We start from the raw sequence: 22,006 nt of genomic DNA on the forward strand, positions 1-22,006 counted from the left end.
GCCCGCTGATGGCTCACTCTTCTAATGTTATCGCCCACCCCAATGATCCCGTGCCGGTGATCCGGGATCGTGCCTTATGGATGCGGCGGCGCGCCTTCAAGATGGTTTATGATGCGCAGCTGGGGCATCCGGGCGGTGATTTTTCTGCCATTGATGCAATTGCGACGCTGTATTTCGGTGTGTTGCATTATGATCCGAAACAGCCTGAGCTGCCAGGCCGGGATCGCTTCATCATGTCGAAGGGCCATGCCACTGGCGCGCTGTATACAGCGCTCTGCGCGGCGGGTTATTTCGAGGAGAGTTGGCTGGACACTTATATGCAGCCTCAGTCCAAGCTGAATGGCCATCCAAACCGCAACTATGTCCCGGGCGTTGAAACCAACACCGGGCCGCTCGGCCATGGTGTGCCTGTTGCATTGGGAATTGCAATTGCAGGGCAGATTACGGGCGCAAACCATCGCACCTATGTTTTGACAGGCGATGGCGAGCTGCAGGAAGGGTCCAACTGGGAAGCTGCGATGACTGCTGGCCATCGCAAGTTGGAAAACATGACCCTGATCGTGGATCGCAATCGCCTGCAACAAGGCGCGGGCACGGAAGAGACTAACAGTCTTGATCCGCTGGACGGCAAGTTTCGGGCATTCGGCTGGCATGTCGAGATTGTCGATGGCCACGACCATGAGGCCCTGTTCACTGCACTGTCCGCCCCTTGCAAAGGCCGGGGCAAGCCGCTTTGCGTAATCGCCAACACGGTCAAGGGCAAAGGCGTTTCCTTCATGGAGAACCAGGCCTCCTGGCATCATGGCGTGCCAAATGCCGAACAATTTGACACTGCCATGAAGGAGCTTGTCTGATGGCCCAGGCCGCCCCAAACACAGCTGATCTGTTTGATTGCCGCAATGCTTTTGCGAAAACCCTGGAAGCGCTTGCAGCCGAGGACAGCCGGATCACTGCCGTTGTGAATGATTCCATTGGGTCCTCGAAGCTCGGCGGATTCCAGAAGGCTTTCCCGGACCGGCTGGTTAATGTTGGCATTGCAGAACAGACCATGGTGGGCGTTGGTGCCGGACTGGCCAATGCCGGTCATATCCCGTTTGTGTCTGCCGCCTCCTGTTTCCTGACAGGCCGTGCCCTGGAACAGATCAAGGCGGATGTGGCCTATTCAAATTTCAACGTAAAGCTGATCGGCCAATCGTCCGGCGTGGCTTATGGAGAACTGGGGCCAACCCATCATTCCATTGAGGATTTTGCTTGGCTCCGGGTCTTGAACAACCTGACCCTGATTGTGCCGTCTGATCCTTGGGAGACTGCGGAAGCAGTCAAATGGGCCGCCGGTCATGAAGGTCCGGTGTTCATTCGTGTCAGCCGCATGCCTGTGCCGGAGTTATCTGTCGCGAACCGCGTGTTCCAGCCGGGCAAAGCCGAGTTGATCCGTCAGGGCAGTGATGTCAGTATCATCGCCTGTGGCACCACGGTGCATTTGGCGCAGGCAGCGTCCGATGCGCTGGCAGGTGAGGGGATCTCAGCACGGGTGCTCAACATGTCGTCAATCAACCCGCTGGATGAGACCGCCGTTCTTGAGGCGGCAAACACGGGTGCAATCGTCACAGTCGAGGAAGCGCATGTGCGCGGCGGGCTTGGCGGCGCAGTGGCAGAACTCACGGTAAGGAATAGCCCGGTTCCGATGGAAATGCTCGGCTTTCCGGGCTTTGTGCCAACGGGCTCGGTTGAGTGGCTGTTCGATCATTTCGACCTGTCCGAGACCGGGGTTGCCGCTGCTGCCCGCCGTGTTCTTGCCCGCAAGCGGACGTGAGGCGTCATGACTGAGAGGGACGCAAGCCAAGCTCATGTCATCGCCATAGATCAGGGCACGACGAACACAAAAGCCGTTCTGATCGACAGCGCGGGGAATATGCTCGCCAAAGCCTCCGCACCGCTGAAATCCAGCTATCCCAAGCCCGGTTGGGCGGAGCAGTCTGCCGAGCACATCTGGGTCAGTGTTCAGGCTGTCATCTGTGAGATCGTGGCGGCAAATGATGTGGAGGTGATGGGCATCGCCATCGCCAATCAGCGCGAGACGCTGGTGGTCTGGGATGACGAAACTGGCAAATCCATCACGCCGGCGATTCTATGGCAATGCAGACGGACGACGAAAGCATGTGATGAGCTGCGCGCAGGCGGCGCAGATGCTGCCGTCGTCGAGGTCACAGGGCTTTCGATCAATGCGCTTTTTCCAGCCTCAAAGCTCGCCTGGATTTTGCAGAATGTTCCTGAGGCCAAAGCGCTGGCGGACGCTGGCAGATTGCGCGCCGGAACCGTCGACAGCTGGCTGCTTTACAAATTGACCGCGGGCCGGGAATTCGCCACCGATCATTCCAATGCCTCGCGCACGCAGCTGTTCAACACCGGAACGCTCAATTGGGACAGCGCATTGGGAGAGGTCTTTAATGTGCCGCTCTCTGTCCTGCCTAAGCCCAAACCCTCAGACAGTCTGTTCGGCCACACAGCGAACAGCAGCACGGCGCTTGCCGATGGCACGCCTATTCTGGCCATGATGGGTGACAGCCATGCCGCGCTCTATGGTCATGGTGTTCGCCAACCCGGTCTGGTCAAGGCGACCTACGGCACCGGCTCATCCCTGATGACCCTAACCGCAGAGCGCACGCCATCGCGCCACGGATTGTCGAGCACCATTGCGTGGACTGACCGGGACGGCACGGCCTATGCGTTGGAAGGTAACATCACTGTTTCTGCTCAGGCAGCCTCCTTTGTGGCGACATTGCTGGGGCTGGCGGATGCTCCGGCCTTGTCCGAGCTGGCGCAGAGTGTGCCGGAGTCTGGCGGCGTGGTGTTCGTACCAGCGCTGGCGGGCCTTGGCGCGCCCCATTGGAATGACAGCGCCACCGGTACAATTTCCGGTATGACACTCGCGACCCAGCCAGCGCATATTGCCCGCGCCACACTCGAGGCCATTGCACTGCAGATTGCAGATGTCTTCATCGCCATGGAAAATGATATGGGGGCCAGGCTCAAAGGCCTGCTCGCCGATGGCGGCGCATCGGCCAATGACTTCCTGATGCAGCTGCAGGCCGATGTTCTGGACAGATCCGTAACCCGCGCAAGCCAGGCCGAAGTCGGCGCAATCGGCGCAGCCGCCATGGCCTTCCGGTCTCTGGGCATCGATCTGCTGGACGGCAAGGATCAGGCGCAGAGCTTTAATCCGAAAACCCTATCCGTACCTCAGCGCACAACTCTTCTCCAAGGCTGGGCTGAAGCATTGCCTTGAAGCGGGATCAACGCAATCTTCACAGCTTGACCGTGCCCACGCCAGTCCTCTTCAGGTCAATGGTGTTTGGCTGGCAGGTGGATCAGCAGAAGGCTTCGTTGTCGCGATGGATTATATTGGCTTGTTGTAAAGCGATGCAGCTGCTGATTTGGTTTTTGGCAGAAGATTTATTCGACCCGGAGCTGTCATCAATAAGGCCGGAGACCTGTGTCGGCGGCGCTGGCCAAGGTGTTATACCACTGGCGACGAGAGCGGCCGCTGGGGTTGCCGGGGTAGGGGGAGGTGGTGCGGCTGGATTGGTCCGCACCTGTATTCAGGGCTCGGATGAGCGGAATTGGCGATTGAGGGACTGAAGACCTATTGGTTGGGCTTCCACTCGCTCGCCAATTTTTGCGCTGTGGCAATTTCTTCAGCTGTCATGTTGCTGGCAACAATCTCGAGGTTTTCAAGGCTGTTGTCATTGCCTTGCGCCGCGGCCAAACTGAACCACATGTGGGCAAGCACGTAGCTCTGATCCACGCCTTCGCCAGTGGCATAGGCAGTGCCAAGGTTGGTCTGCGCGCTGGCAAGTCCCTGTTCGGCCGCTCTTTGATACCATTTTGCGGCCTCTGCGGAATCCTCTGGCACTCCATCACCGCTGTCATAGGCAAGCGCCAGATTGTATTGCGCTCTGGCGTCATTCTGTTCAGCCGCACAGCGAAACCATTTTGCGGCCTCGACAAAATCCTGCGACACACCTTCACCGCTGTCATAAGCGATGCCCAGATTGTATTGCGCTCGGGCATCATTGTGCTCAGCTGCCTTGCTAAACCATTTTGCGGCCTCGGCATGATCCTGCGGTACACCTTCACCGTAGCCACAGGCAATGCCTATATTGAATTGCGCTCTGACATGGCCCTGTTCGGCCGCCTTTCGATACCATTTCGCGGCCTCGACATAGTCCTGGGGCACGCCGTCACCGTTGTCATAGGCGATGCCCAGATTGTATTGCGCGCTGGCATTATTTTGTTCAGCTGCCTTTCGATACCATTTCACGGCCTCGACATGATCCTGCGGCACCCCTTCACCATTGTCATAGGCGATGCCCAGGTAGTATTGCGCTCTCACATCGCCCTGGTCCGCAGCCAGCCGAAAATGTTTCAGCGCCACCGGGTGATCGCCTCTTTCATAAGCGGCCCAGCCATCTTCAAATAGTCCAGACATAGCTAGATCCTGTGCATGGTTGTTGTTGCGGTGTTGGTTTGCTCAGAATGGACCTTTTCCGCCTGCCTATATCAAAAACCACATAGCCAGCATAATCGGCTTCATCAGAAACTTGCATGCCGACCGGGCCAGGCGCGACAATATCAGCGGCAATCCCGATGTCAAAATCCGGGGCAGGTCTGCGGGGGGGACTGGTTTGTGCGGGAGGCGATCGTTCGCTGCATCTTTAAAGGAGGCCAGCTTTGCGGGAAGAAGCCGCCGTTGCCTATTTGAGGAATGACGGCCCCAAGTCACTTGCATTCCAGATATTGTTGATTACTTTCAGTTCTTTATGGGGAAATTCGCTTCTGTCATTTTGATATGAAGAGTGCTTTAGACTCACATGCGTTTTCCAGAGTTCGGCCAAAAGCATCCCAACAAGCCTTTGTCTTCTTATCCGAAGGGACAGCACAAGTTTGCCTTCTTCAGATTCGTCAAAACCAGCAATTTCTCCGTGGATTTCATATATCGACAATATCGATGTATGCGGTTGTTTTTTATCAGGTTCGACTGCGATCACTGCTCCGCCCGGCTCGTCACATAGTGCGGCTCGGATAGGGGAGTTTTCAATAATGGCCCGCGCAATCTTAAGGACTTCTGCGGGGAAGTCTGTCAGAACGTGGCTCACCCTAAAAACCAGCAAGTCTGCCTTATGGGCGACGATCAGATCGCTCCATCCGTGTTGACCCACGTCACAGAAAAACTGCGTCACATCGTCAAGTTGAAGCTCTAGGGTATTCATGACGGTAGAATACCACGTCCGCGTTGGTCGCACCACTTTGGTAAATATGGATTCATGCAGGCGTTCACTGCAGATGACACGAAGGTCGGCTCAGGGGGGGGGCGCGGCACCGCAGTCGCGAAAGTCTAATGTCTGCTTCATCCGCTTCGCTCCCACAAGCTGCTAGTCCGTTCCCGGCCCCATTCCGGACATTCGTGTACTCCAAAACTCAATTGTCCGTCCCTATCCCTTCGCGTGCCGAAGTGAGGTGATGTCGCGCCGCAAAGCACAAAGCCATACCCGGCTGTCACTAGGTATGGCTCTGTCAGTTAAGGGAAAATAGTGGCCTGTTTGGACCAGAATCCCAGAATTAAAACCTCAGAACTTACCGTTGGCGTGGGCCATTTCGGCTGGGATTTCCGAGACTGTGTCCCAATGTTCAACGATCCGGCCTTCTTCGACCCGGAAGAGGTCAAAGAACGCGGTTGGCTTGCCGCCGAGGTGTCCTTCTGAGGCGGCAAAGACGAAATTGCCTTCAGCGACGACGAGATGGATCTTGTCATATTTTACCGTGATGCCCTGTTCGGCCATGGCTTTCAGTGCGGCACCCAGGCCGTCAAGGCCGTCGCCGATGTTGCTGTTGTGCTGAATATAGGTTTCGGCCGAGATGAAATCAGTGACGTTGGACGCATCGCCGTTCTTCAGCACAGTTTCCAGAAAATCAACAACCAAAGCCTTGTTGGCGGCTGTCTTGTCGAGATCGGTAATCTCCGTCGCGCCGTCGGTCTGGCTGTGGCCAGATGGATTGGGCGCGGTCTTGGGCTCGAGATTGTCCCAATGCTCGGCGACCTTGCCTTCTTCAATCCGGAACACATCGAAAGCGACCAGAGTGTCAGCCCCTGCTGGTTGCGCATTATCATAGGTGATATGGAGCACGACCAGATCATCCTCAGCGATGACGCGGTGGATCGTCGGCGTCATGCCGCTTTTCTTTAGTTTCGGAATGAAGCCGATGATTGGGGCAGCGCCGGTTGGAACATAAGGGTTATGCTGGATGTAGTCTTCCGCAAGAAGATTGGTTGCAGCTTGCGCATCATGATCGACGAAGATTGCATTGAGGGCAGCTTTGGCAATGTCCTTGTTGGAATCGGCCGCATGAGCGGATGCAACGCTGAGCAACGTAGCGGCAGCGAGGGTCAAAGTGGTCAGGCGCATGGTCAGGTCCTTTATGACAGGTCAGTTGAGTTACGATATCGGAGTTGGTATCATTTTCGCACTTAGTGTCAATTACGCACCTTAAAGGAACCAAGTATGCTGCCGGTAACCGCGATCACTCGAGAAGACGCTGAACATTGCCCTGTGCGCTCTGTGCTCGGCACCGTGAACGGCAAGTGGCAATCCCTGCTGATCCTGGCTTTGGAGGACGGAGATCTGCGGTTTTCAGCAATCAAACGTCTGCTGGGCGACATCAGCCAGCGGGTCTTGACCGAAAACCTTCGCATGCTGGAGCGCGACGGCTATGTCACCCGCACGGTCACCCCCGGACCTCCAGTCGCCGTTTCCTACGGCTTGACCCCCATGGGCCGTTCCATGTTGGAAACCCTGAAGCCGATGGTGCTCTGGGCAGCAGAAAACTTCAGCGCAGTGCAAAAAGCGCGCCTAGATTACGATCAGATGTGAGGATGGAGGCGAACCTGATCTAGTCTTTGTCACCGTGCTGCTAAAGTATGAGGCTGGATCAGGTCAGGTCCTTGAATACGCTCGTTAAGGCAAGAGCCAATTGCACCCTGAAAATGAGTTTGCACGCTCCTGCCTGCATCAGGCGTATTCGTGTAATCAGCAAATAAAAATATATTGATAGTGAACCTTTTCCAAGTTGCGGACGACTTACTGGCGACACGTAACAGATGGAAGGGAAACGCGAATGACTGACTTGAATATTTTAGTCAAAGAAAAAATGATGATGTTACACTTATCAAAATTCATGAAAAGAAAAGGACTCGTCAACGAGTGGGCCTTCGTATTCACGAACATCAATAAGGAGAAGCAGCAACAAATTTATCATAAATTTTTCGCACCGTCACCGAAGGTGAAGCTTAAGTATATGGAAAAGCATTCTGCGGCGGCTCAGCGTTTATATGAGACACGAAAAACTGCGGCAGAAGCTGATGGCAAGGAAGGGAATGACGCCATCCTAAGCGCTGTCAACTCTGACCAATTTGCAGCGCTTTTAAAAAATGCGCAAAATCACGTCAGGGACCAATACAATGAAAAGATTGTTCCTGAATTTTTTGCGTCAAGTGGTTATAGAGATTACGTTTATGAATCCGTTGACGGCTCGGTCTTGGCCGATGAAGTCAAATACGCGCCCAGCGCCAAGGAAAGTTTGGCAAATGCGAAGGTTTGCCTCCTATTGGGCGAAAAAACCAAAGCCAAGGGTTTCGCGGAACAGGCCATCAAATTCGATCAGAAAGTGAAACAGAAAACACAGGGCCTTCGTGACAAGATGCGCGTTCCTAAGGCAAATGAATTGCTGGCCAAGCTCGATAAGATCAAGATAGAGATCTGCAGGATCTAGACTTGAGGTCAGGGACGATAGGGCGACCCGGCCTCGTCGGGTTGCTCATTTGGGCAAGGTGGCGGCTCAAATCAATCCTCATCACAGGCTTCGGGGAGGATCGACTATGAAACTTGCCCATATCAGTTTAACGGCGCGCGATGCCGATAGGCTATCGTACTTTTATAGGGCTGTTTTTGGATGTGAGGAACGTCGACCGTCAAGAGTCCTATCAGGCGAGGCAGTGTCGCGCGGGAACGGACTGCCCAACAGTGTGATCTACTCAATCTGTTGACGTTTCCTGGGCAGGAAAAGCCCTTTCTTGAGCTGCTTGAGTACAAAAGCAGTGAAGACCGTTCAGACCCGAAAGTTGATGAACTCGGGCTTCGACACCTGTCTTTTGAAGTCGCCGATATCCAATCTACCATAACAAAGATTCTTGAAGCAGGAGGCGCAAAGCTTGGCGAAATCACCAACTTTGGAACAACCGATGCGCCCTTTTATATTGTCTATATACGAGATTGCGAAGGCAATATTTTGGAGTTGGAACAGGTCTCTGTTTAGTGTTTCGCCCCGCGTCTCATCCGCCGCCTTCATTTTAGCTTGTCGGCATTATTGAGTTTAAAAAACCTGTGTTGGGTCAAGGAACAAAACGCCGTTTGTTTCGAAGCTTGAAGATTGGATGTATGGTTCGCCAACATCTTAACGGAACACAGGACCCCGCCGTGCCCGCGCTCAACGCACCATCGCCTGAAATCAGCGCTCTTCTTTTTCTGGCCCTGGAGGCAGGTCGCGAGATTATGACGATCTATCAGGGAGACTTCACAGCGGCTGTCAAAGCCGATGGTTCGCCTGTAACGATTGCGGATCAGGCAGCTGAAGCTGTCATCTTGGCAGGTCTGAAAGAGTCGTTTCAGTCTGTGCCGGTTGTTGCCGAGGAAGCGGTTGAAGCGGGACATCTGCCAGAAGTCGCTGAGCGGTATTTTCTGGTGGATCCGCTGGACGGAACCAAGGAGTTCGTCAGCCAGAATGGAGAATTCACAGTCAATATCGCTTTGGTTGATCAGGGCGTTCCGGTCTTCGGCGTGGTCTATGCGCCTGTGCTGGGCGACATCTATTGGGGTGGTACGCTGCCTGCGGATTTGAGCGGAGAGGGCACCTCAGAAAGCGGGGCTTTCAAAGCTAAAGTTCAGAACGGTGGCATAGAGACCATTTCGAGGATCTCAGTCCGGCAGTCTCCCTTTGAAGGGCTATCGGTTCTGGCCAGCCGGTCTCATCTGTCCAAAGCGACATCTGCCTTTATCGAGCAGTTTCAAGTGGCCGAAACCGTGTCTGTCGGCTCATCTTTGAAGTTTTGTGTCGTAGCCGAAGGCAAAGCGGATCTTTATCCGCGTCTTGGTCCAACCATGCAGTGGGACATCGCAGCCGGTGACGCGGTTCTGCGGGCTGCTGGCGGCGAAGTCCTCAGGCTCGAAGATCATTCTCCAGTCACATACCAGGTGCCACCCCAGGCGCAGAAAGCGGACTTGCTGAGCCCGTTCTTTGTCGCCCTGAGCAATCGCGACCTTCTCGGCGCAGCTGGTCTGTTGGCGAAAGCGGTCTGACATTGTTTTAGAACCAGCGCTGCAACGTCAGCGTGGTTTGCCACACTAAAATTTGCGAAGGCAGCTGAGCATTTGGTGCTGCTGGCCCTGACACTTAAAAGGTTGATCCAGATGGATACGACGGCTACGGGCCTGACGGCCGATCGCCTGAGCAATTTGAAGAAGCTCGAGGCGGAAAGCATTCACATCATCCGCGAGGTTGCGGCAGAGTTTCGCAATCCGGTGATGCTCTATTCGATAGGCAAGGATTCCTCCGTGATGCTTCATCTTGCGATGAAGGCATTTTATCCGTCCAAGCCGCCGTTTCCGCTGCTCCACGTCGACACGACCTGGAAGTTCCGCGAGATGATCAAGTTTCGTGATGACACAGTGAAGCGGCTCGGGCTGGATCTGCTCGTTCACTCCAACCCGGACGGCTTGGCACAGGGCATCAACCCGTTTGACCATGGCTCCTCGGTGCACACGCACATCATGAAGACAGAGGCGCTGAAACAGGCACTCGACAAACATGGCTTTGATGCAGCCTTTGGCGGCGCGCGGCGGGACGAAGAAAAATCCCGGGCCAAGGAACGGGTGTTTTCCTTCCGCAATTCCAGCCATGGCTGGGATCCCAAGAACCAGCGTCCGGAACTCTGGAGCCTCTACAACGCTCGTGTCGCCAAAGGTGAAAGCATCCGTGCTTTTCCTCTGTCCAACTGGACCGAGCTGGACATCTGGCAGTACATTTTGACCGAAGATATTCCCATGGTGCCGCTCTATATGGCAGCCAAGCGCCCGGTGGTACGGCGCGACGGCATGCTGATCATGGTTGATGACGAACGTTTTCCGTTGGCAGCTGATGAGGTTGTTGAAGAAAAGCTGGTCCGGTTCCGCACCCTCGGCTGCTACCCGCTGACAGGGGCGATTGAATCCGATGCAGACACGCTGGAGGCCATCGTCAAGGAGATGCTGATTGCAAGGACGTCTGAGCGGTCCGGTCGTCTGATTGACAACGACGACAACGCCTCCATGGAAAAGAAAAAGCGCGAGGGGTATTTCTAATGTCTGAGCTTCAAAGCCCCTTGGCTGCCGAAGAGGCGGTCACAAATTACATTCTGGCTCAGGAAGAAAAGGATCAGCTCCGGTTTCTGACCTGTGGCTCTGTGGATGACGGCAAGTCCACACTGATCGGCCGCCTGCTCTATGACACCAAGTTGATTTTTGAAGATCAGCTGGCTGTGCTGGAAAAGGACAGCCGCAAGCACGGCACGGTCGGTGAGGACATTGATCTGGCGTTGCTGGTGGATGGTCTAGAGGCCGAGCGCGAACAGGGCATCACCATTGATGTCGCCTACCGCTTCTTTGCCACTGACAAGCGCAAATTCATTGTTGCCGATACGCCGGGCCACGAGCAATACACTCGCAACATGGCGACCGGAGCCTCAACGGCGGATCTGGCCGTCTTGCTGGTCGATGCACGCCATGGGCTGATGGTGCAGACCCGCCGACATGCCTTCATTGCCTCGCTGCTTGGCATCCGCCATGTTGTTCTGGCGGTGAACAAGATTGATCTGGTTGATTTTTCGCAAGGCCGCTTTGAAGAGATCCGCGATGAATTTGAGGCCTTTGCGGCAGGGTTTGACTTTGAAACCCAGCAGGCGATCCCAATGTCTGCGCGCTATGGCGACAATGTCACAGGGCACAGTGACAATATGGGCTGGTACCAGGGGCCAAGTTTATTGCAGCATCTGGAAACCGTCCAGATCGGTGAGCATGAATTGACTCAGCCATTCCGGTTTCCAGTCCAGTGGGTCAACCGGCCGAATCTGGATTTTCGCGGGTATTCAGGAACGATTGCAGCCGGTTCTGTGAAGGTCGGTGATGAGCTGGTTGTCTCAGCCTCCGGGAAAACCTCCAGGGTTGCGGATATCCTGACACCGGCAGGGGATGCTTCTGCAGCCCGTGCAGGCGAAGCCGTAACGATCACACTGGACGATGAAATTGACATCTCCCGCGGGGATCTCTTGGCAGCTTCTGGCTCACGACCCGATGTAGCCGATCAGATGGCCGCTCATCTCATCTGGATGGCGGAGGATGCCTTGCTGCCGGGCCGGTCTTATCTGATGAAGATTGGTACGAAGACCGTGACCGCGACGGTGACGGAAATCAAGCACAAGATCAACGTCAACTCGTTTGAGCATGTGGCAGGTAAGCAGCTGGAGCTGAATGAAATCGCCTTCTGCAATTTGTCGCTGTCGGCCCCGGTCGCCTTTGACCCCTATGAGGCGAACCGGACCACGGGGTCTTTCATCCTGATTGACCGTGTCACTAACGCGACTGTTGGTGCCGGCATGGTGTGGTTTGCGCTGCGCCGGGCAACCAATATTCATTGGCAGGCGCTGGATGTCGACAAACACACAAGGTCCGAAAGCCTTGGTCAGAAACCTGCAATTCTCTGGTTCACAGGGCTTTCCGGCTCCGGAAAATCGACCATTGCATCGATTGTTGAAAAGAAACTGCATCTGGAAGGTCGCCACACTTACACGCTTGATGGCGACAACGTGCGCCACGGCCTCAACAGGGATCTTGGCTTCTCCGATGCAGACCGGGTGGAAAACATCCGCAGGGTCGGAGAAGTTGCAAGCCTGATGACCGATGCCGGTTTGATCGTGTTGTGTTCCTTCATCTCGCCGTTCCAGGCAGAGCGTCAGCTTGCGCGGGAAATGGTGGCCGACGGCGAATTCATCGAGATCTTCGTAGATACGCCGCTTGAAGATTGCAAGAAGCGCGATCCCAAGGGGCTCTATGCCAAGGCCGAGGCCGGTGAGATCAAGCACTTCACCGGCATCTCAAGCCCGTATGAGGCTCCCGAGACTCCTGAGATCCGCATTCAGAACGTCGGCAGGGATCCTGAGGACGTTGCTGAAGAAATTGTTAGATACTTGCGTGAAAACAACTATCTGCTCTCGCCATCATTCGTTTCCGGCGGCGGCGGTATCTAACGGCTTGTGAGAACTGCGTATGGACCCTGGATCAGAAATCTCTGTGAGTTTTGATCCAGGGTTCTAAGCTGAAGATATTGCCAAGACAGCATTGGGCGCTTATATCGTTATATTATAACGTGAATGGCCGAAGCTCGGTCAGGAGAATGTCTTGGTGTCATCGGATATGCAGAAATCCCCGCTGTTTCAGCTGCAACAGGCAGGTGTTAAGCGTGGTGGGCAGTGGTTGGTACGCGGCGTTGATCTATCGGTCATGCGCGGTGAAATCGTTACCCTGATTGGCCCGAACGGTTCTGGAAAATCGACGACCGCCAAGCTTGCCTTGGGCATTTTGGAGCCCAGCGAAGGAAAGTCTTCCCGTCGAAGCGGACTTCGTGTGGGCTATGTGCCCCAGAAACTCCTGATTGACTGGACGTTGCCTCTCAGCGTTGCCCGTTTCATGAGTCTGACCGCACGCTTGAGCGCAGGCGAGATTGATGCAGCGCTGGAAAAAACCGGTGTTCAGCATTTGCTCCACGCAGAAGTCCGCCATCTTTCTGGCGGGGAAATGCAGCGGGTTCAGCTCGCGCGCGCCATTGCCCGCAAGCCGGACCTTTTGGTTCTGGATGAGCCGGTGCAAGGAGTGGATTATGCAGGTGAAATTGCCATCTATGATCTGATTTCCGGACTGGGTGAAGACATCGGCTGTGGCATCCTGATGATTTCTCATGATTTACATGTGGTGATGGCGGCAACGGATCAAGTGGTCTGCCTGAATGGCCATGTGTGTTGCCGAGGGACGCCGAAGGCCGTGTCGCAAAGTCCCGTGTTTCAAAAGCTGTTTGGCCACAGGGGGGATGCTGCTCTGGCCGTTTATGAACATAATCATGACCATGTGCATTTGCCCGATGGTCGTGTGCGTCATGCAGATGGCTCGGTCTCTGATGATTGCGCGGGCGAGCATTGTTCTGCGAAACATGGAGCTGAGGAACCGCATCAACACCTAGATACCGTGATCACACAAAATGATGCGGACAGGGAGCGAGCTGATGCTTGATGATTTTTTCGTCCGGGCCTTGGTTGCAGGTGTTGGCGTGTCGTTGATCGCCGGGCCACTTGGGTGTTTCATTGTCTGGCGCCGGATGGCCTATTTCGGCGATACACTGTCCCATGCGGCTCTTCTGGGTGTCGCTCTCTCGCTGCTGCTTGAAATTAACACGACGCTTTCTGTGTTCGTGGTGTCTACAGCTCTGTCCTTGATGCTTATCTATTTGCGCAAGCGCGAGACCTTGTCATCTGACGCCTTGCTGGGTCTGTTGTCTCATTCCGCTCTGGCTGTAGGACTGGTCTGTCTTGCCTTCATGACCTGGGTACGGATGGATCTGCTGGGACTGTTGTTTGGCGATATTCTGGCCGTGTCCAAACCAGACATCGCGGTGGTGTACATTGGCGGTGCTGTTGTGCTCGGCGTTTTGTTCTGGATCTGGCGTCCCTTGTTTGCCGCAACGGTTAACCCGGATCTGGCAGCTGCAGAGGGCATGGCTCCTGAAAAGGTCAATCTGGTGTTTATGTTGCTAATGGCTGGCGTGATTGCCATTGCCATGAAAATCGTCGGCGTGTTGTTGATCACGGCTCTTTTGATCATGCCGGCAGCCACGGCTCGCCGTCTGTCGAGTGGACCCGAACAAATGGCGATTTTGGCGGCTTTGATTGGAGCCATTGCTGTAGTGGCTGGACTATTCGGATCACTGGAATGGGATACGCCGTCCGGCCCGTCGATTGTTGTTGCAGCGCTGGGGCTTTTCGTAATCAGTCAGATACCACCTCGCCTCAAGCGTAGCAGAACCAGACCTAATAGGGGAGAAGCGCCGTGAGCCATCATCACGAGAATGACCAACCGACCCTCACAAAGAACCAGGCGCTCGTGTTCGGCGCTCTGACAGGCTCTGAAGGACCTTTGACGGCCTATGCAATCCTAGACCATTTGCGTGACGATGGATTTCGCGCGCCGCTTCAGGTCTATCGTGCGCTGGACAAGCTGGTTGATTTTGGCATGGTGCACCGGCTGGAAAGCCTGAATGCTTTCGTTGCCTGTCGGCATCCGGGATGCACCGCGCACGATACAGCCGCCTTCGCCATCTGCGAAGATTGCGGCCTCGTAAAGGAATTCGCGCCTGATGAGGCTATGTCTCTCTTAAAGGGTTGGGCCAAGACCGAAGGCTTTAAACTGGCCAAGACCACCGTTGAACTTCGTGGTCACTGCTCCAGATGCTCAGTTAACTGAGATTGCATAATCACAAATGGGGGCAGAGGTTACAAGACATCCTTTCATGTAAACTCTGCTTTCAGTCGGTCCCCCTTAAAGCATGGTCCAGACGCCGCCGTCCTTGGATGAGCGGATACAGGCATCGATGAAGCGCATGCCGGAAATTCCGTCGCAGATCCCCGGATAGAGAACGCCTTTAGGGGCAAGCTGACCGTCGCGGTTTGCGCGAATTGCCTCTGCGGCCTCGTGGTAAATCGTGGCAAAGCCTTCCAGATAGCCTTCCGGGTGGCCTGCTGGCACACGCGTTACCCGTTCGCTGGCAGGCGTGGTGCCAGCGCCACCGCGCGTGAGCAGACGCTTTGGTTGGCCGAATGGTGTGAACCAGAGGTGGTTTGGTTGTTCCTGATGCCATTCCAGCCCGCCCTTGTCGCCAAAGACCCTTAGGGAAAGGCCGTTCTCGTTTCCGGGGGCAACCTGGCTGGCCCAGAGCATGCCTTTTGCGCCGCCGGAAAACCGAAGAAGAACGCTGACATTGTCATCAACGCGCCTGCCGGGTACAAAGCTGGTAAGATCTGCCAGGATGGTCTGTGTCTCCAGGCCGGAGACGAAACTGCCAAGCTGAAAAGCATGGGTTCCAATGTCGCCAATGCAGCCGCCGGCTCCAGATTTAGCAGGGTCCGTGCGCCAGGAAGCCTGCTTTTGACCTGATGATTCCAGGTCTTCAGTCAGCCAGTCCTGAACGTATTCCATCTGAACAAGCCGGATCCTGCCAAGTTCGCCTGATGTAACCATTTCCCGGGCCTGGCGGATCATTGGATAGCCGGAGTAATTATGCGTCAGGACAAAGAGCTTGTTTGAGGCCTTGGCAAGCTTCGCCATGACTTCCGCATCCGCCAGTGTCGAGGTCATTGGCTTGTCGCAGATGATGTGAATGCCGGCTTCAAGAAAGGCCTTGGCAATCGGATAGTGCATGTGGTTCGGCGTCACGATTGCAACGGCCTCGATGCCGTCAGGCCGCGCAGCTTCCGCCTTTGCCATCTCCTCATAGTTGGCATAACACCGCTCTGGCGCCAGGCCCAATTCAGCGCCAGAGGCTTTCGCACGCTCTGGATCAGAGGACAACGCGCCTGCAACCAGCTGGTAATCACCGTCAATCCTGGCCGCAATGCGGTGAACAGCCCCGATAAAGGCGCCTTGCCCGCCACCGACCATGCCGAGGCGGATCGTTGCCAATGGTTTGGGGCTGTTTACAGTTTCGATTGTCATGTGAGTTTCTTTCTCTCAGTCCAGCCCAAGCATACTTCGGTTCTTCGCTGTATCGGCGGACCCACCGGCGAAATCATCGAATGCATGTTCGGTTACACGGATGATGTGATCTGCAATGAAGGGTGCGCCTTCGGCCGCGCCGTTCTCGGGATGTTTCAGAGCACATTCCCACTCCAGAACGGCCCAACTGTCGTAGTCATAGGCGGCAAGCTTGGAAAAAATACCGGCGAAATCGACTTGCCCGTCCCCAAGGGAGCGGAACCTGCCAGCCCGGCTCACCCAAGGCTGATAGCCAGAATAAACGCCCTGACGGCCGTCCGGGTTAAACTCGGCATCCTTGACGTGAAACGCCTTGATCCGCTCATGATAAATGTCGATGAAGGCGAGGTAATCCAGCTGCTGAAGAACGAAATGAGACGGGTCATAGTTGATGCAGCAGCGCGCATGGCCATCCAGCGCGTCGAGGAACATCTCGAATGTTGCCCCGTCAAAAACATCCTCGCCCGGATGGATTTCATAACAGACATCGACGCCATGCTCGTCATAGACATCCAGGATAGGTTTCCAGCGCTTAGCCAGTTCCTCAAAGGCTGTGTCGATCAAGCCTGCGGGACGCTGTGGCCAAGGGTAGACATAGGGCCAGGCGAGGGCACCGGGAAAGCTGACGCTGGCATCCAGACCAAAGTGTCGGCTGGCAACAGCAGCCTTCTTCATCTGGTCTACAGCCCATTCCGTCCGGGCTTCTGGGTTGCCATGCACAGCTTCGGGCGCAAAGGCGTCAAAGGATTCGTTGAACGCAGGGTGAACCGCAACCAGCTGACCTTGAAGATGGGTTGAAAGCTCTGTGACCTCAAGTCCTTTGTCGGCAAGCATACCCTTCATGTCGTCGCAATAGCCCTTTGAGGCTGCTGCCTGATTCAGGTCAAACAGGCGACCGTCGAAAGTCGGGAGCTGCAGGCCCTTGTAGCCAAGGTCTGCTGCCCAGGTGGCTATGGCTTCAAGCGAATTGAATGGGGCGGCGTCGCCTGCAAATTGTGCCAGGAAAAGCCCTGGCCCCTTCATGGTTTTCATGTGGTTTCTCCCAAACGAAAAAAGAGCAGGCGTCCCCTTGCTGAACGCCTGCCAAGGTTGACCCGCTTTGATTAGAAAGGCGAGTCCGGGAAGTAATAGTTTTCAGCGTTTTCCGGTGTGACCAAGGGAGCGCCAAGAATGAAACGTCCTGTGACAGGTGCGTTGGAGACATAGTTGAGAGTGGTCAGCTCGATTGCTGTTGCGATCATTGCTGGCGGATAGAGAACATCGGCTGGAACTAAGCGGTCGCCGTCCATCACGCGTTTGATGATGTCTTTCATGCCCGCTCCACCGAGAATGAACAGTTCATCTTCGCGGCCAGCCTGTTTGACGGCTTCGATTACACCGATGGCGATGTCGTCATCCTGCGCCCAGACAGCGTCGATTTTAGGGAAACGGGACAGGAAGTCCTGCATCACTTCAAAGCCGTCATCCCGGTTCCAGTTGGCGTGTTTCATATCAAGAACATTGATGTCGGTTCCCTCAATTTCCGCCATGAACGCGTCTACGCGCTCTTCATCGATCACGGTTGGAATACCGCGAAGCACAACGATGTCGCCCTTGTTGTTCAGCTTTTCCTTGATGAATTTAGCCGAGACACGGCCAAGCTCAGGGTTGTTGCCTGCTACATAGAGGTCTTCAATGCCGGGCAGGCTCAGGCCACGGTCAACAACGGTGACGAATGCGCCGCTTTCTTTCACCATGCGAACCGGGTCTGTGAGTGGCTCGGATTCGAAGGGAAGGATCACCAGGGCATCAATATTATGCACGCTGACAAGATCCTCCAGATCGTTGGCCTGAGCCGAAGCATCAGAAGCTGTCACGAGGATCATGTCGATGTTCGGATAGAGTTCTTCCATCCGTTCAACCGCGACATTGGCGTGATAGTTCAGGCCACCGGCCCAGCCATGTGTGGCTGAGGGGATAGATACCCCAATCTTGATCTTGTCGGCGGCAAGAGTCGCCCCTGCAAAGGACATGGCAAGCGCAGTCGCCAGTCCAAGGAATTTACCTGTGAATTTCATTTGTTCCTCCACTCCCTATTGCCCGGGTTACCCCGGATTTGCACCAACTGGATCCCAGCGGCACGATACCAGGCGTTTAATCGCCCTGATTTTTCCAGCCGCCTCTTTGCAACCAGACGGCAACAATGATGATCGTCCCCTGAACTGCGCCGTTCAGGTAATTGGAGATCAGATCTGTCAGATTGAGGATGTTGCCAATCATGGTCAGCATGATTGCGCCAATCACAGTTCCACCAATCCGGCCTGACCCGCCCTTGAGAACTGTGCCGCCGATGATGACAGCTGCAATCGCTTCCAATTCCCACAAGACGCCGGTTGAAGAGGATGCCGAACCAAGGCGCGGTACGTAAATGATGGTTGCCAACGATACGCAAAGACCTTGCACAATGTAGGTCAGTGTCTTGACCCGGTTGACCTGTACCGCTGAATAGCGGGCGACCGCCTCGTTGGATCCGATGGCCCGGCAATGGCGACCAAATGCTGTCCGGTTGAGAATGACCCAGCCGATTGCGGCAACCACTGAAAACACGAGAACTGGAACCGGAATGCCCAGAACCGAGCCATAATAAAATGGCCGATAGGCACCGCGAATGGCAAAGTCGAGAGACAGGGTTCCGCCGTCGGCGAAATAGGTCACTAGAGAGCGAAAGATACCCATCGTGCCCAGGGTGACAATGAAGGCCTCGATCTTACCACGGGTGGTGACAACGCCATTGATTGCGCCAGCAAGCAAACCCAGAACAAGTGATAGAAGAATGCCGCAGGCGATGATCAGGCTTGCACTGTCAAACACGGACATCAGCGCATTCATCATGATGATCATCATGCCGGAGATGACGGCAGCCATGGCCCCGACCGACAGGTCAATGCCCCCGGACGTTATGACGAACGTTGCTCCAACCGCAATGATGCCAATGAAGGCACTGCGGGTCAGGATGTTGGAAATGTTCCCTTCTGACAGGAAGGACGTGTTCAGCGACGTTCCAAGGATCATCAGGCAAACCAGAGCGAGCAGGGGCCCCCATGTCTTGAATTCAAAAGAGCCAATCCCAAACGGGGAAGGCTTACGAAGCATTTTCTGCATGGATATCAATCTCCCCATGTGCGGCTTTCGCGCCTTCGCCCTTGAGGCCGGTCGCGTAGCGCATGATTTCGTGTTCCTCGATCTCGTCTCCCGACAGGATGCCTGTCAGATGACCGGAACGCATGACCGCCACACGGTGGCTCATGCCAATGATTTCCGGCATCTCCGAGGAGATCAGGACGATGGATTTTCCTTCAGCAGCGAGGGCTGCAATGAAATTGTAGATCTGCTGTTTGGTGCCGACATCAATGCCGCGCGTCGGCTCATCCACGATCAATATGTCAGGGTCGATCTCCAATACCTTGCCAAGCAGAAGCTTCTGCTGGTTGCCGCCGGACAAGGCGCCAACGGGGACTGAGCGGTCGCGCACCCGGATGTCGAACCGGCGAATGGCTCGATCCAGTGCTTCTTCTTCCAGCTTGTCGTCAATCAGGCCCTTTTTGCTGAATTGGCTCAGGGCAAACAGGGTGAGGTTGATTTTCAGGCCATCGCTCAAGAGCAGCCCCTGGCCCTTGCGGTCTTTCGTCAGATAGGCAATGCCATGATCGCGCGCCTGTTCCAGAGCGGTCAGTTCAATCAAATCACCGCTGAGCCTTGTGGACCCGGCTGTCCTTTGGCGTAACCCAATGATGGTCTCGAACAAGGCCGAACGCCCAGAGCCGATTAGGCCTGCAAATCCTAATATCTCGCCTTTTTTAAGATCAAAAGAGACATTCTGGAGGGTTGCTCCGACACTAAGGTTTTTCACGCTTAATACGTTGGGCGTGTCGACGTCTGGTTCATGCTTGGGCGGGAACATGTCTGACAAATCGCGACCAACCATATGGCGTGCCATGTCATCTTCGCTCAGCTCATCAGCCGCAGTGGAGATGATCGGGTGGCCGTCACGAAGCACGGTGACCCGGTTGGCCAGTTCCTTCACCTCGTCAAGCTTATGAGAGATGAGAACAATGCCGACGCCTCTTTCGCGCATAAGGTGGATCTGCTCAAAGAAGGCAGTGGTTTCATCTGGTGTCAGAACTGCGGTCGGCTCGTCCATGATTAGAACGCGTGCCTGGCGGCTGAGGGCACGGGCGATCTCAACGAACTGCTTTTGTGAAACCGACAAATCAGCGACAATGGCATCAGGGGCAAGGTCGACCTTGAGCTGCCTCAGATAGTTCTCAGTTTCGCGGCGCATGGCGGCGTGATCAATGAACCAGCCTTTGCGCAATTCACGGCCCAAAAAAATGTTTTCTTCAACGGAAAGCTGCTCGGCCAGGTTAAATTCCTGGTGGATCAGGACAACGCCAAGAGCCTCTGCAAGACCATCTGGAGGCAAGGTGATCTCTTTTGCGTCAAGCAGGAGTTTGCCGGAGGTTGGCTGATGGTAGCCTGACAGAATTTTCATCAAGGTGGATTTGCCAGCGCCATTCTCGCCTATGAGCGCATGAACCTCGCCTGGGTGGACATCAAAATCGATTCCGAAGAGGACCTGAATGTCACCAAACGATTTGGATATGTGGCGCGCAGACAAAATTGGCCGGGCGTTGGGTGCTTGATCACAAGGGCTCGTATGCCCCGATGGAGCAGGTGATTCACTGGTCGCGGTATCAGCGCGCAAATCGTTCATAATTCTCCTCCCAGAGCGCCGATGTCCGGCGAACGATATAGCTTTTTAGGTGTGATAAAGAGGCAATTTGGATTTTCTCAGCATCCTGCGATAAGTCAAAATTAGTCGTATTATGAATTGTGTAAACCTTTTCATGTTTTATGTAAAGGTTTACATTCTTGTCTTGCGGGAGAGGTCTGGCTTCTTGCTTAAGAGAGGGGAAACCGCCTAAAAGTGGGAGGTTAGGGTGGAGAAAGTGCTTGAAGCAACGTGAGACGGCAACAATCGAGGATGTAGCGCGGATTGCAGGCGTGTCTATTGCGACGGTCAGCCGGGCTGTGCATCATCCGGGGAAAGTGGCTGAGGCAACCCGCAAGAAGGTCAACGCTGCGATTGCCAAAACGGGCTTCACGGCAAATGCCATGGCGCAGAGCCTGCGCAACAAGTCTTCAAAGATGATCCTGGCCTTGGTACCGGATATATCGAATACATTCTTTGCTAATATTCTGCTTGGACTCGAGGCTGCAGCCAGCCGTCGTGGTTATGGCCTTTTGATCGGCAACACCGAAAATGATCCTCGCACCGAGGCGACGTACCTGAACTATACCCGTTCCAACAAGGCAGATGGCATTGTGCTGATGACCGGGCACCTGCCTTATGGTGCAGCCGAAGTGCGTCAGCATTTGCCCCCGATCGTGGCTGCTTGTGAGGCGATTCCCGATGAATATGTGCCCTTCATTGGTGTGGACAATCGCCATGGCGCGCGGATCGGAGTGCGTCATCTGGTGGAGCTGGGGCATCGGCGCATTGCCTATATATCAGGGCCAGCATCCAATATATTGTCCATTGATCGTCTAGCTGGATACGAGGAGGCGCTGGGGCAAATGGGCTTGCCTGTTGATCGGGACTTGATTCTTGACGGCGATTTTTCCATCGAAGGTGGCCGATTGGCTGTTGAGCGGCTGTTTATTCGCGATTCTCTGCCAACGGCTTTCTTCTGCGCCAATGACGACATGGCCATTGGCGTGTTGCTGGCGCTCAGCAAGCGCGGCTTCATTGTGCCTGTGGACTTCTCGGTGCTTGGCTTTGATGACATACCGTTTTCAAGCTGCACTACGCCGCCACTCACAACAGTGCGTCAGCCCCGGCGTTTGATTGGTGAGGCTGCTATGGAAAAGATGCTCGACATGGTCGAGCGAAAGCCGACTAACGAAGGTCCGGTCATTTTACCTGTCGAGTTGATCATTCGAGGCAGCACCGGCGCCCCGGGGGGCTTCGGCCTGTCACGGGCCATCTAACCACTCTTATGAGGCTGAGGCTGGATCAGGGCTAG

Annotated in this window: 20 protein-coding genes; 12 read left to right on the forward strand and 8 right to left on the reverse strand. The window is 55.0% G+C overall.

What is annotated here, in order from left to right; translation table 11 throughout:
* Positions 1-8: 8 nt before the first annotated feature.
* From V6575_RS14440 to V6575_RS14450, 3 genes are read left to right on the forward strand one after another with little or no spacing between them, the layout of a single operon-like run.
* Positions 9-854 (forward strand): transketolase, encoded by an 846-nt coding sequence (locus tag V6575_RS14440; RefSeq protein WP_340275298.1) that lies wholly within the window; start codon positions 9-11, stop codon positions 852-854.
* Entirely contained in the window at positions 854-1,813 is a 960-nt protein-coding gene (locus tag V6575_RS14445; RefSeq protein WP_340275299.1) for a transketolase family protein, read from the forward strand. Before V6575_RS14440 ends, V6575_RS14445 begins: the two co-directional genes overlap by 1 nt.
* Before the next feature lie 6 nt (positions 1,814-1,819).
* A complete protein-coding gene (locus V6575_RS14450; RefSeq protein ID WP_340275300.1) occupies positions 1,820-3,286 on the forward strand; it encodes an FGGY-family carbohydrate kinase in 1,467 nt (488 codons plus the stop codon).
* A 357-nt stretch (positions 3,287-3,643) separates the two neighbouring features.
* On the opposite strand, the gene V6575_RS14455 is transcribed toward V6575_RS14450, so the two are convergent.
* The 3 genes from V6575_RS14455 to V6575_RS14465 all read right to left on the reverse strand — a co-directional run bounded on the left by V6575_RS14455 (position 3,644) and on the right by V6575_RS14465 (position 6,464).
* Positions 3,644-4,489 (reverse strand): SEL1-like repeat protein, encoded by an 846-nt coding sequence (locus V6575_RS14455; protein ID WP_340275302.1) that lies wholly within the window; start codon positions 4,487-4,489, stop codon positions 3,644-3,646.
* A 265-nt stretch (positions 4,490-4,754) separates the two neighbouring features.
* Positions 4,755-5,270, reverse strand: coding sequence for a hypothetical protein (locus V6575_RS14460; RefSeq protein ID WP_340275303.1), 516 nt, complete (start codon positions 5,268-5,270; stop codon positions 4,755-4,757).
* 357 nt (positions 5,271-5,627) lie between these two features.
* A complete protein-coding gene (locus tag V6575_RS14465; protein WP_340275304.1) occupies positions 5,628-6,464 on the reverse strand; it encodes a nuclear transport factor 2 family protein in 837 nt (278 codons plus the stop codon).
* Between the two features lie 96 nt (positions 6,465-6,560).
* On the opposite strand from V6575_RS14465, the gene V6575_RS14470 reads away from it, so the two are divergent.
* The 8 genes from V6575_RS14470 to V6575_RS14505 all read left to right on the forward strand — a co-directional run bounded on the left by V6575_RS14470 (position 6,561) and on the right by V6575_RS14505 (position 14,654).
* On the forward strand, positions 6,561-6,929 hold the full coding sequence (locus tag V6575_RS14470) for a winged helix-turn-helix transcriptional regulator (RefSeq protein WP_340275305.1): 369 nt from the start codon (positions 6,561-6,563) through the stop codon (positions 6,927-6,929).
* 244 nt (positions 6,930-7,173) lie between these two features.
* Positions 7,174-7,827 carry a hypothetical protein gene (locus V6575_RS14475; protein ID WP_340275306.1) on the forward strand — a complete coding sequence of 218 codons (654 nt, stop codon included), beginning with the start codon at positions 7,174-7,176 and terminating at the stop codon, positions 7,825-7,827.
* A gap of 704 nt (positions 7,828-8,531) precedes the next feature.
* Positions 8,532-9,410 carry a 3'(2'),5'-bisphosphate nucleotidase CysQ gene (gene cysQ / locus V6575_RS14480; protein ID WP_340275307.1) on the forward strand — a complete coding sequence of 293 codons (879 nt, stop codon included), beginning with the start codon at positions 8,532-8,534 and terminating at the stop codon, positions 9,408-9,410.
* Positions 9,411-9,521: 111 nt separating this feature from the next.
* On the forward strand, positions 9,522-10,451 hold the full coding sequence (cysD, locus tag V6575_RS14485) for a sulfate adenylyltransferase subunit CysD (RefSeq protein ID WP_340275308.1): 930 nt from the start codon (positions 9,522-9,524) through the stop codon (positions 10,449-10,451).
* Entirely contained in the window at positions 10,451-12,391 is a 1,941-nt protein-coding gene (cysN, locus tag V6575_RS14490) for a sulfate adenylyltransferase subunit CysN (protein ID WP_340275309.1), read from the forward strand. The genes cysD and cysN overlap by 1 nt, the downstream gene beginning before the upstream one ends.
* Positions 12,392-12,557: 166 nt before the next feature.
* Positions 12,558-13,427, forward strand: coding sequence for an ATP-binding cassette domain-containing protein (locus tag V6575_RS14495; RefSeq protein ID WP_340275461.1), 870 nt, complete (start codon positions 12,558-12,560; stop codon positions 13,425-13,427).
* Positions 13,420-14,244, forward strand: a complete 825-nt coding sequence (locus V6575_RS14500; RefSeq protein WP_340275310.1) for a metal ABC transporter permease — start codon at positions 13,420-13,422, stop codon at positions 14,242-14,244. Before V6575_RS14495 ends, V6575_RS14500 begins: the two co-directional genes overlap by 8 nt.
* Positions 14,241-14,654, forward strand: coding sequence for a Fur family transcriptional regulator (locus V6575_RS14505; protein ID WP_340275311.1), 414 nt, complete (start codon positions 14,241-14,243; stop codon positions 14,652-14,654). The genes V6575_RS14500 and V6575_RS14505 overlap by 4 nt, the downstream gene beginning before the upstream one ends.
* 75 nt (positions 14,655-14,729) lie before the next feature.
* Here the strand turns inward: V6575_RS14505 and V6575_RS14510 are convergent, their stop codons facing one another.
* From V6575_RS14510 to V6575_RS14530, 5 genes are all read right to left on the reverse strand, one after another.
* Positions 14,730-15,902, reverse strand: a complete 1,173-nt coding sequence (locus V6575_RS14510; RefSeq protein ID WP_340275312.1) for a Gfo/Idh/MocA family protein — start codon at positions 15,900-15,902, stop codon at positions 14,730-14,732.
* Positions 15,903-15,917: 15 nt separating this feature from the next.
* Positions 15,918-16,973 (reverse strand): sugar phosphate isomerase/epimerase family protein, encoded by a 1,056-nt coding sequence (locus V6575_RS14515; protein WP_340275313.1) that lies wholly within the window; start codon positions 16,971-16,973, stop codon positions 15,918-15,920.
* Between the two features lie 71 nt (positions 16,974-17,044).
* A complete protein-coding gene (locus tag V6575_RS14520; RefSeq protein ID WP_340275314.1) occupies positions 17,045-17,998 on the reverse strand; it encodes an ABC transporter substrate-binding protein in 954 nt (317 codons plus the stop codon).
* Between the two features lie 76 nt (positions 17,999-18,074).
* Positions 18,075-19,073, reverse strand: a complete 999-nt coding sequence (locus V6575_RS14525) for an ABC transporter permease (RefSeq protein ID WP_340275463.1) — start codon at positions 19,071-19,073, stop codon at positions 18,075-18,077.
* Positions 19,063-20,694 carry a sugar ABC transporter ATP-binding protein gene (locus V6575_RS14530; RefSeq protein ID WP_340275315.1) on the reverse strand — a complete coding sequence of 544 codons (1,632 nt, stop codon included), beginning with the start codon at positions 20,692-20,694 and terminating at the stop codon, positions 19,063-19,065. Before V6575_RS14530 ends, V6575_RS14525 begins: the two co-directional genes overlap by 11 nt.
* Before the next feature lie 239 nt (positions 20,695-20,933).
* Between V6575_RS14530 and V6575_RS14535 the strand changes: the two genes are divergently transcribed.
* Positions 20,934-21,971 carry a LacI family DNA-binding transcriptional regulator gene (locus V6575_RS14535; protein ID WP_340275316.1) on the forward strand — a complete coding sequence of 346 codons (1,038 nt, stop codon included), beginning with the start codon at positions 20,934-20,936 and terminating at the stop codon, positions 21,969-21,971.
* Positions 21,972-22,006: the final 35 nt, after the last annotated feature.

The organism is Roseibium algae (assembly GCF_037783265.1).
Lineage (GTDB): Bacteria > Pseudomonadota > Alphaproteobacteria > Rhizobiales > Stappiaceae > Roseibium > Roseibium algae.

Bases quoted from the DNA above. Each gene is read 5' to 3' on its own strand.
- V6575_RS14440 (WP_340275298.1), top strand. From the start codon at position 9: ATGGCTCACTCTTCTAATGTTATCGCCCACCCCAATGATCCCGTGCCG.
- V6575_RS14445 (WP_340275299.1), top strand. From the start codon at position 854: ATGGCCCAGGCCGCCCCAAACACAGCTGATCTGTTTGATTGCCGCAAT.
- V6575_RS14450 (WP_340275300.1), top strand. From the start codon at position 1,820: ATGACTGAGAGGGACGCAAGCCAAGCTCATGTCATCGCCATAGATCAG.
- V6575_RS14455 (WP_340275302.1), bottom strand. From the start codon at position 4,489: ATGTCTGGACTATTTGAAGATGGCTGGGCCGCTTATGAAAGAGGCGAT.
- V6575_RS14460 (WP_340275303.1), bottom strand. From the start codon at position 5,270: ATGAATACCCTAGAGCTTCAACTTGACGATGTGACGCAGTTTTTCTGT.
- V6575_RS14465 (WP_340275304.1), bottom strand. From the start codon at position 6,464: ATGCGCCTGACCACTTTGACCCTCGCTGCCGCTACGTTGCTCAGCGTT.
- V6575_RS14470 (WP_340275305.1), top strand. From the start codon at position 6,561: ATGCTGCCGGTAACCGCGATCACTCGAGAAGACGCTGAACATTGCCCT.
- V6575_RS14475 (WP_340275306.1), top strand. From the start codon at position 7,174: ATGACTGACTTGAATATTTTAGTCAAAGAAAAAATGATGATGTTACAC.
- cysD (WP_340275308.1), top strand. From the start codon at position 9,522: ATGGATACGACGGCTACGGGCCTGACGGCCGATCGCCTGAGCAATTTG.
- cysN (WP_340275309.1), top strand. From the start codon at position 10,451: ATGTCTGAGCTTCAAAGCCCCTTGGCTGCCGAAGAGGCGGTCACAAAT.
- V6575_RS14495 (WP_340275461.1), top strand. From the start codon at position 12,558: ATGCAGAAATCCCCGCTGTTTCAGCTGCAACAGGCAGGTGTTAAGCGT.
- V6575_RS14500 (WP_340275310.1), top strand. From the start codon at position 13,420: ATGCTTGATGATTTTTTCGTCCGGGCCTTGGTTGCAGGTGTTGGCGTG.
- V6575_RS14510 (WP_340275312.1), bottom strand. From the start codon at position 15,902: ATGACAATCGAAACTGTAAACAGCCCCAAACCATTGGCAACGATCCGC.
- V6575_RS14515 (WP_340275313.1), bottom strand. From the start codon at position 16,973: ATGAAAACCATGAAGGGGCCAGGGCTTTTCCTGGCACAATTTGCAGGC.
- V6575_RS14520 (WP_340275314.1), bottom strand. From the start codon at position 17,998: ATGAAATTCACAGGTAAATTCCTTGGACTGGCGACTGCGCTTGCCATG.
- V6575_RS14525 (WP_340275463.1), bottom strand. From the start codon at position 19,073: ATGCTTCGTAAGCCTTCCCCGTTTGGGATTGGCTCTTTTGAATTCAAG.
- V6575_RS14530 (WP_340275315.1), bottom strand. From the start codon at position 20,694: ATGAACGATTTGCGCGCTGATACCGCGACCAGTGAATCACCTGCTCCA.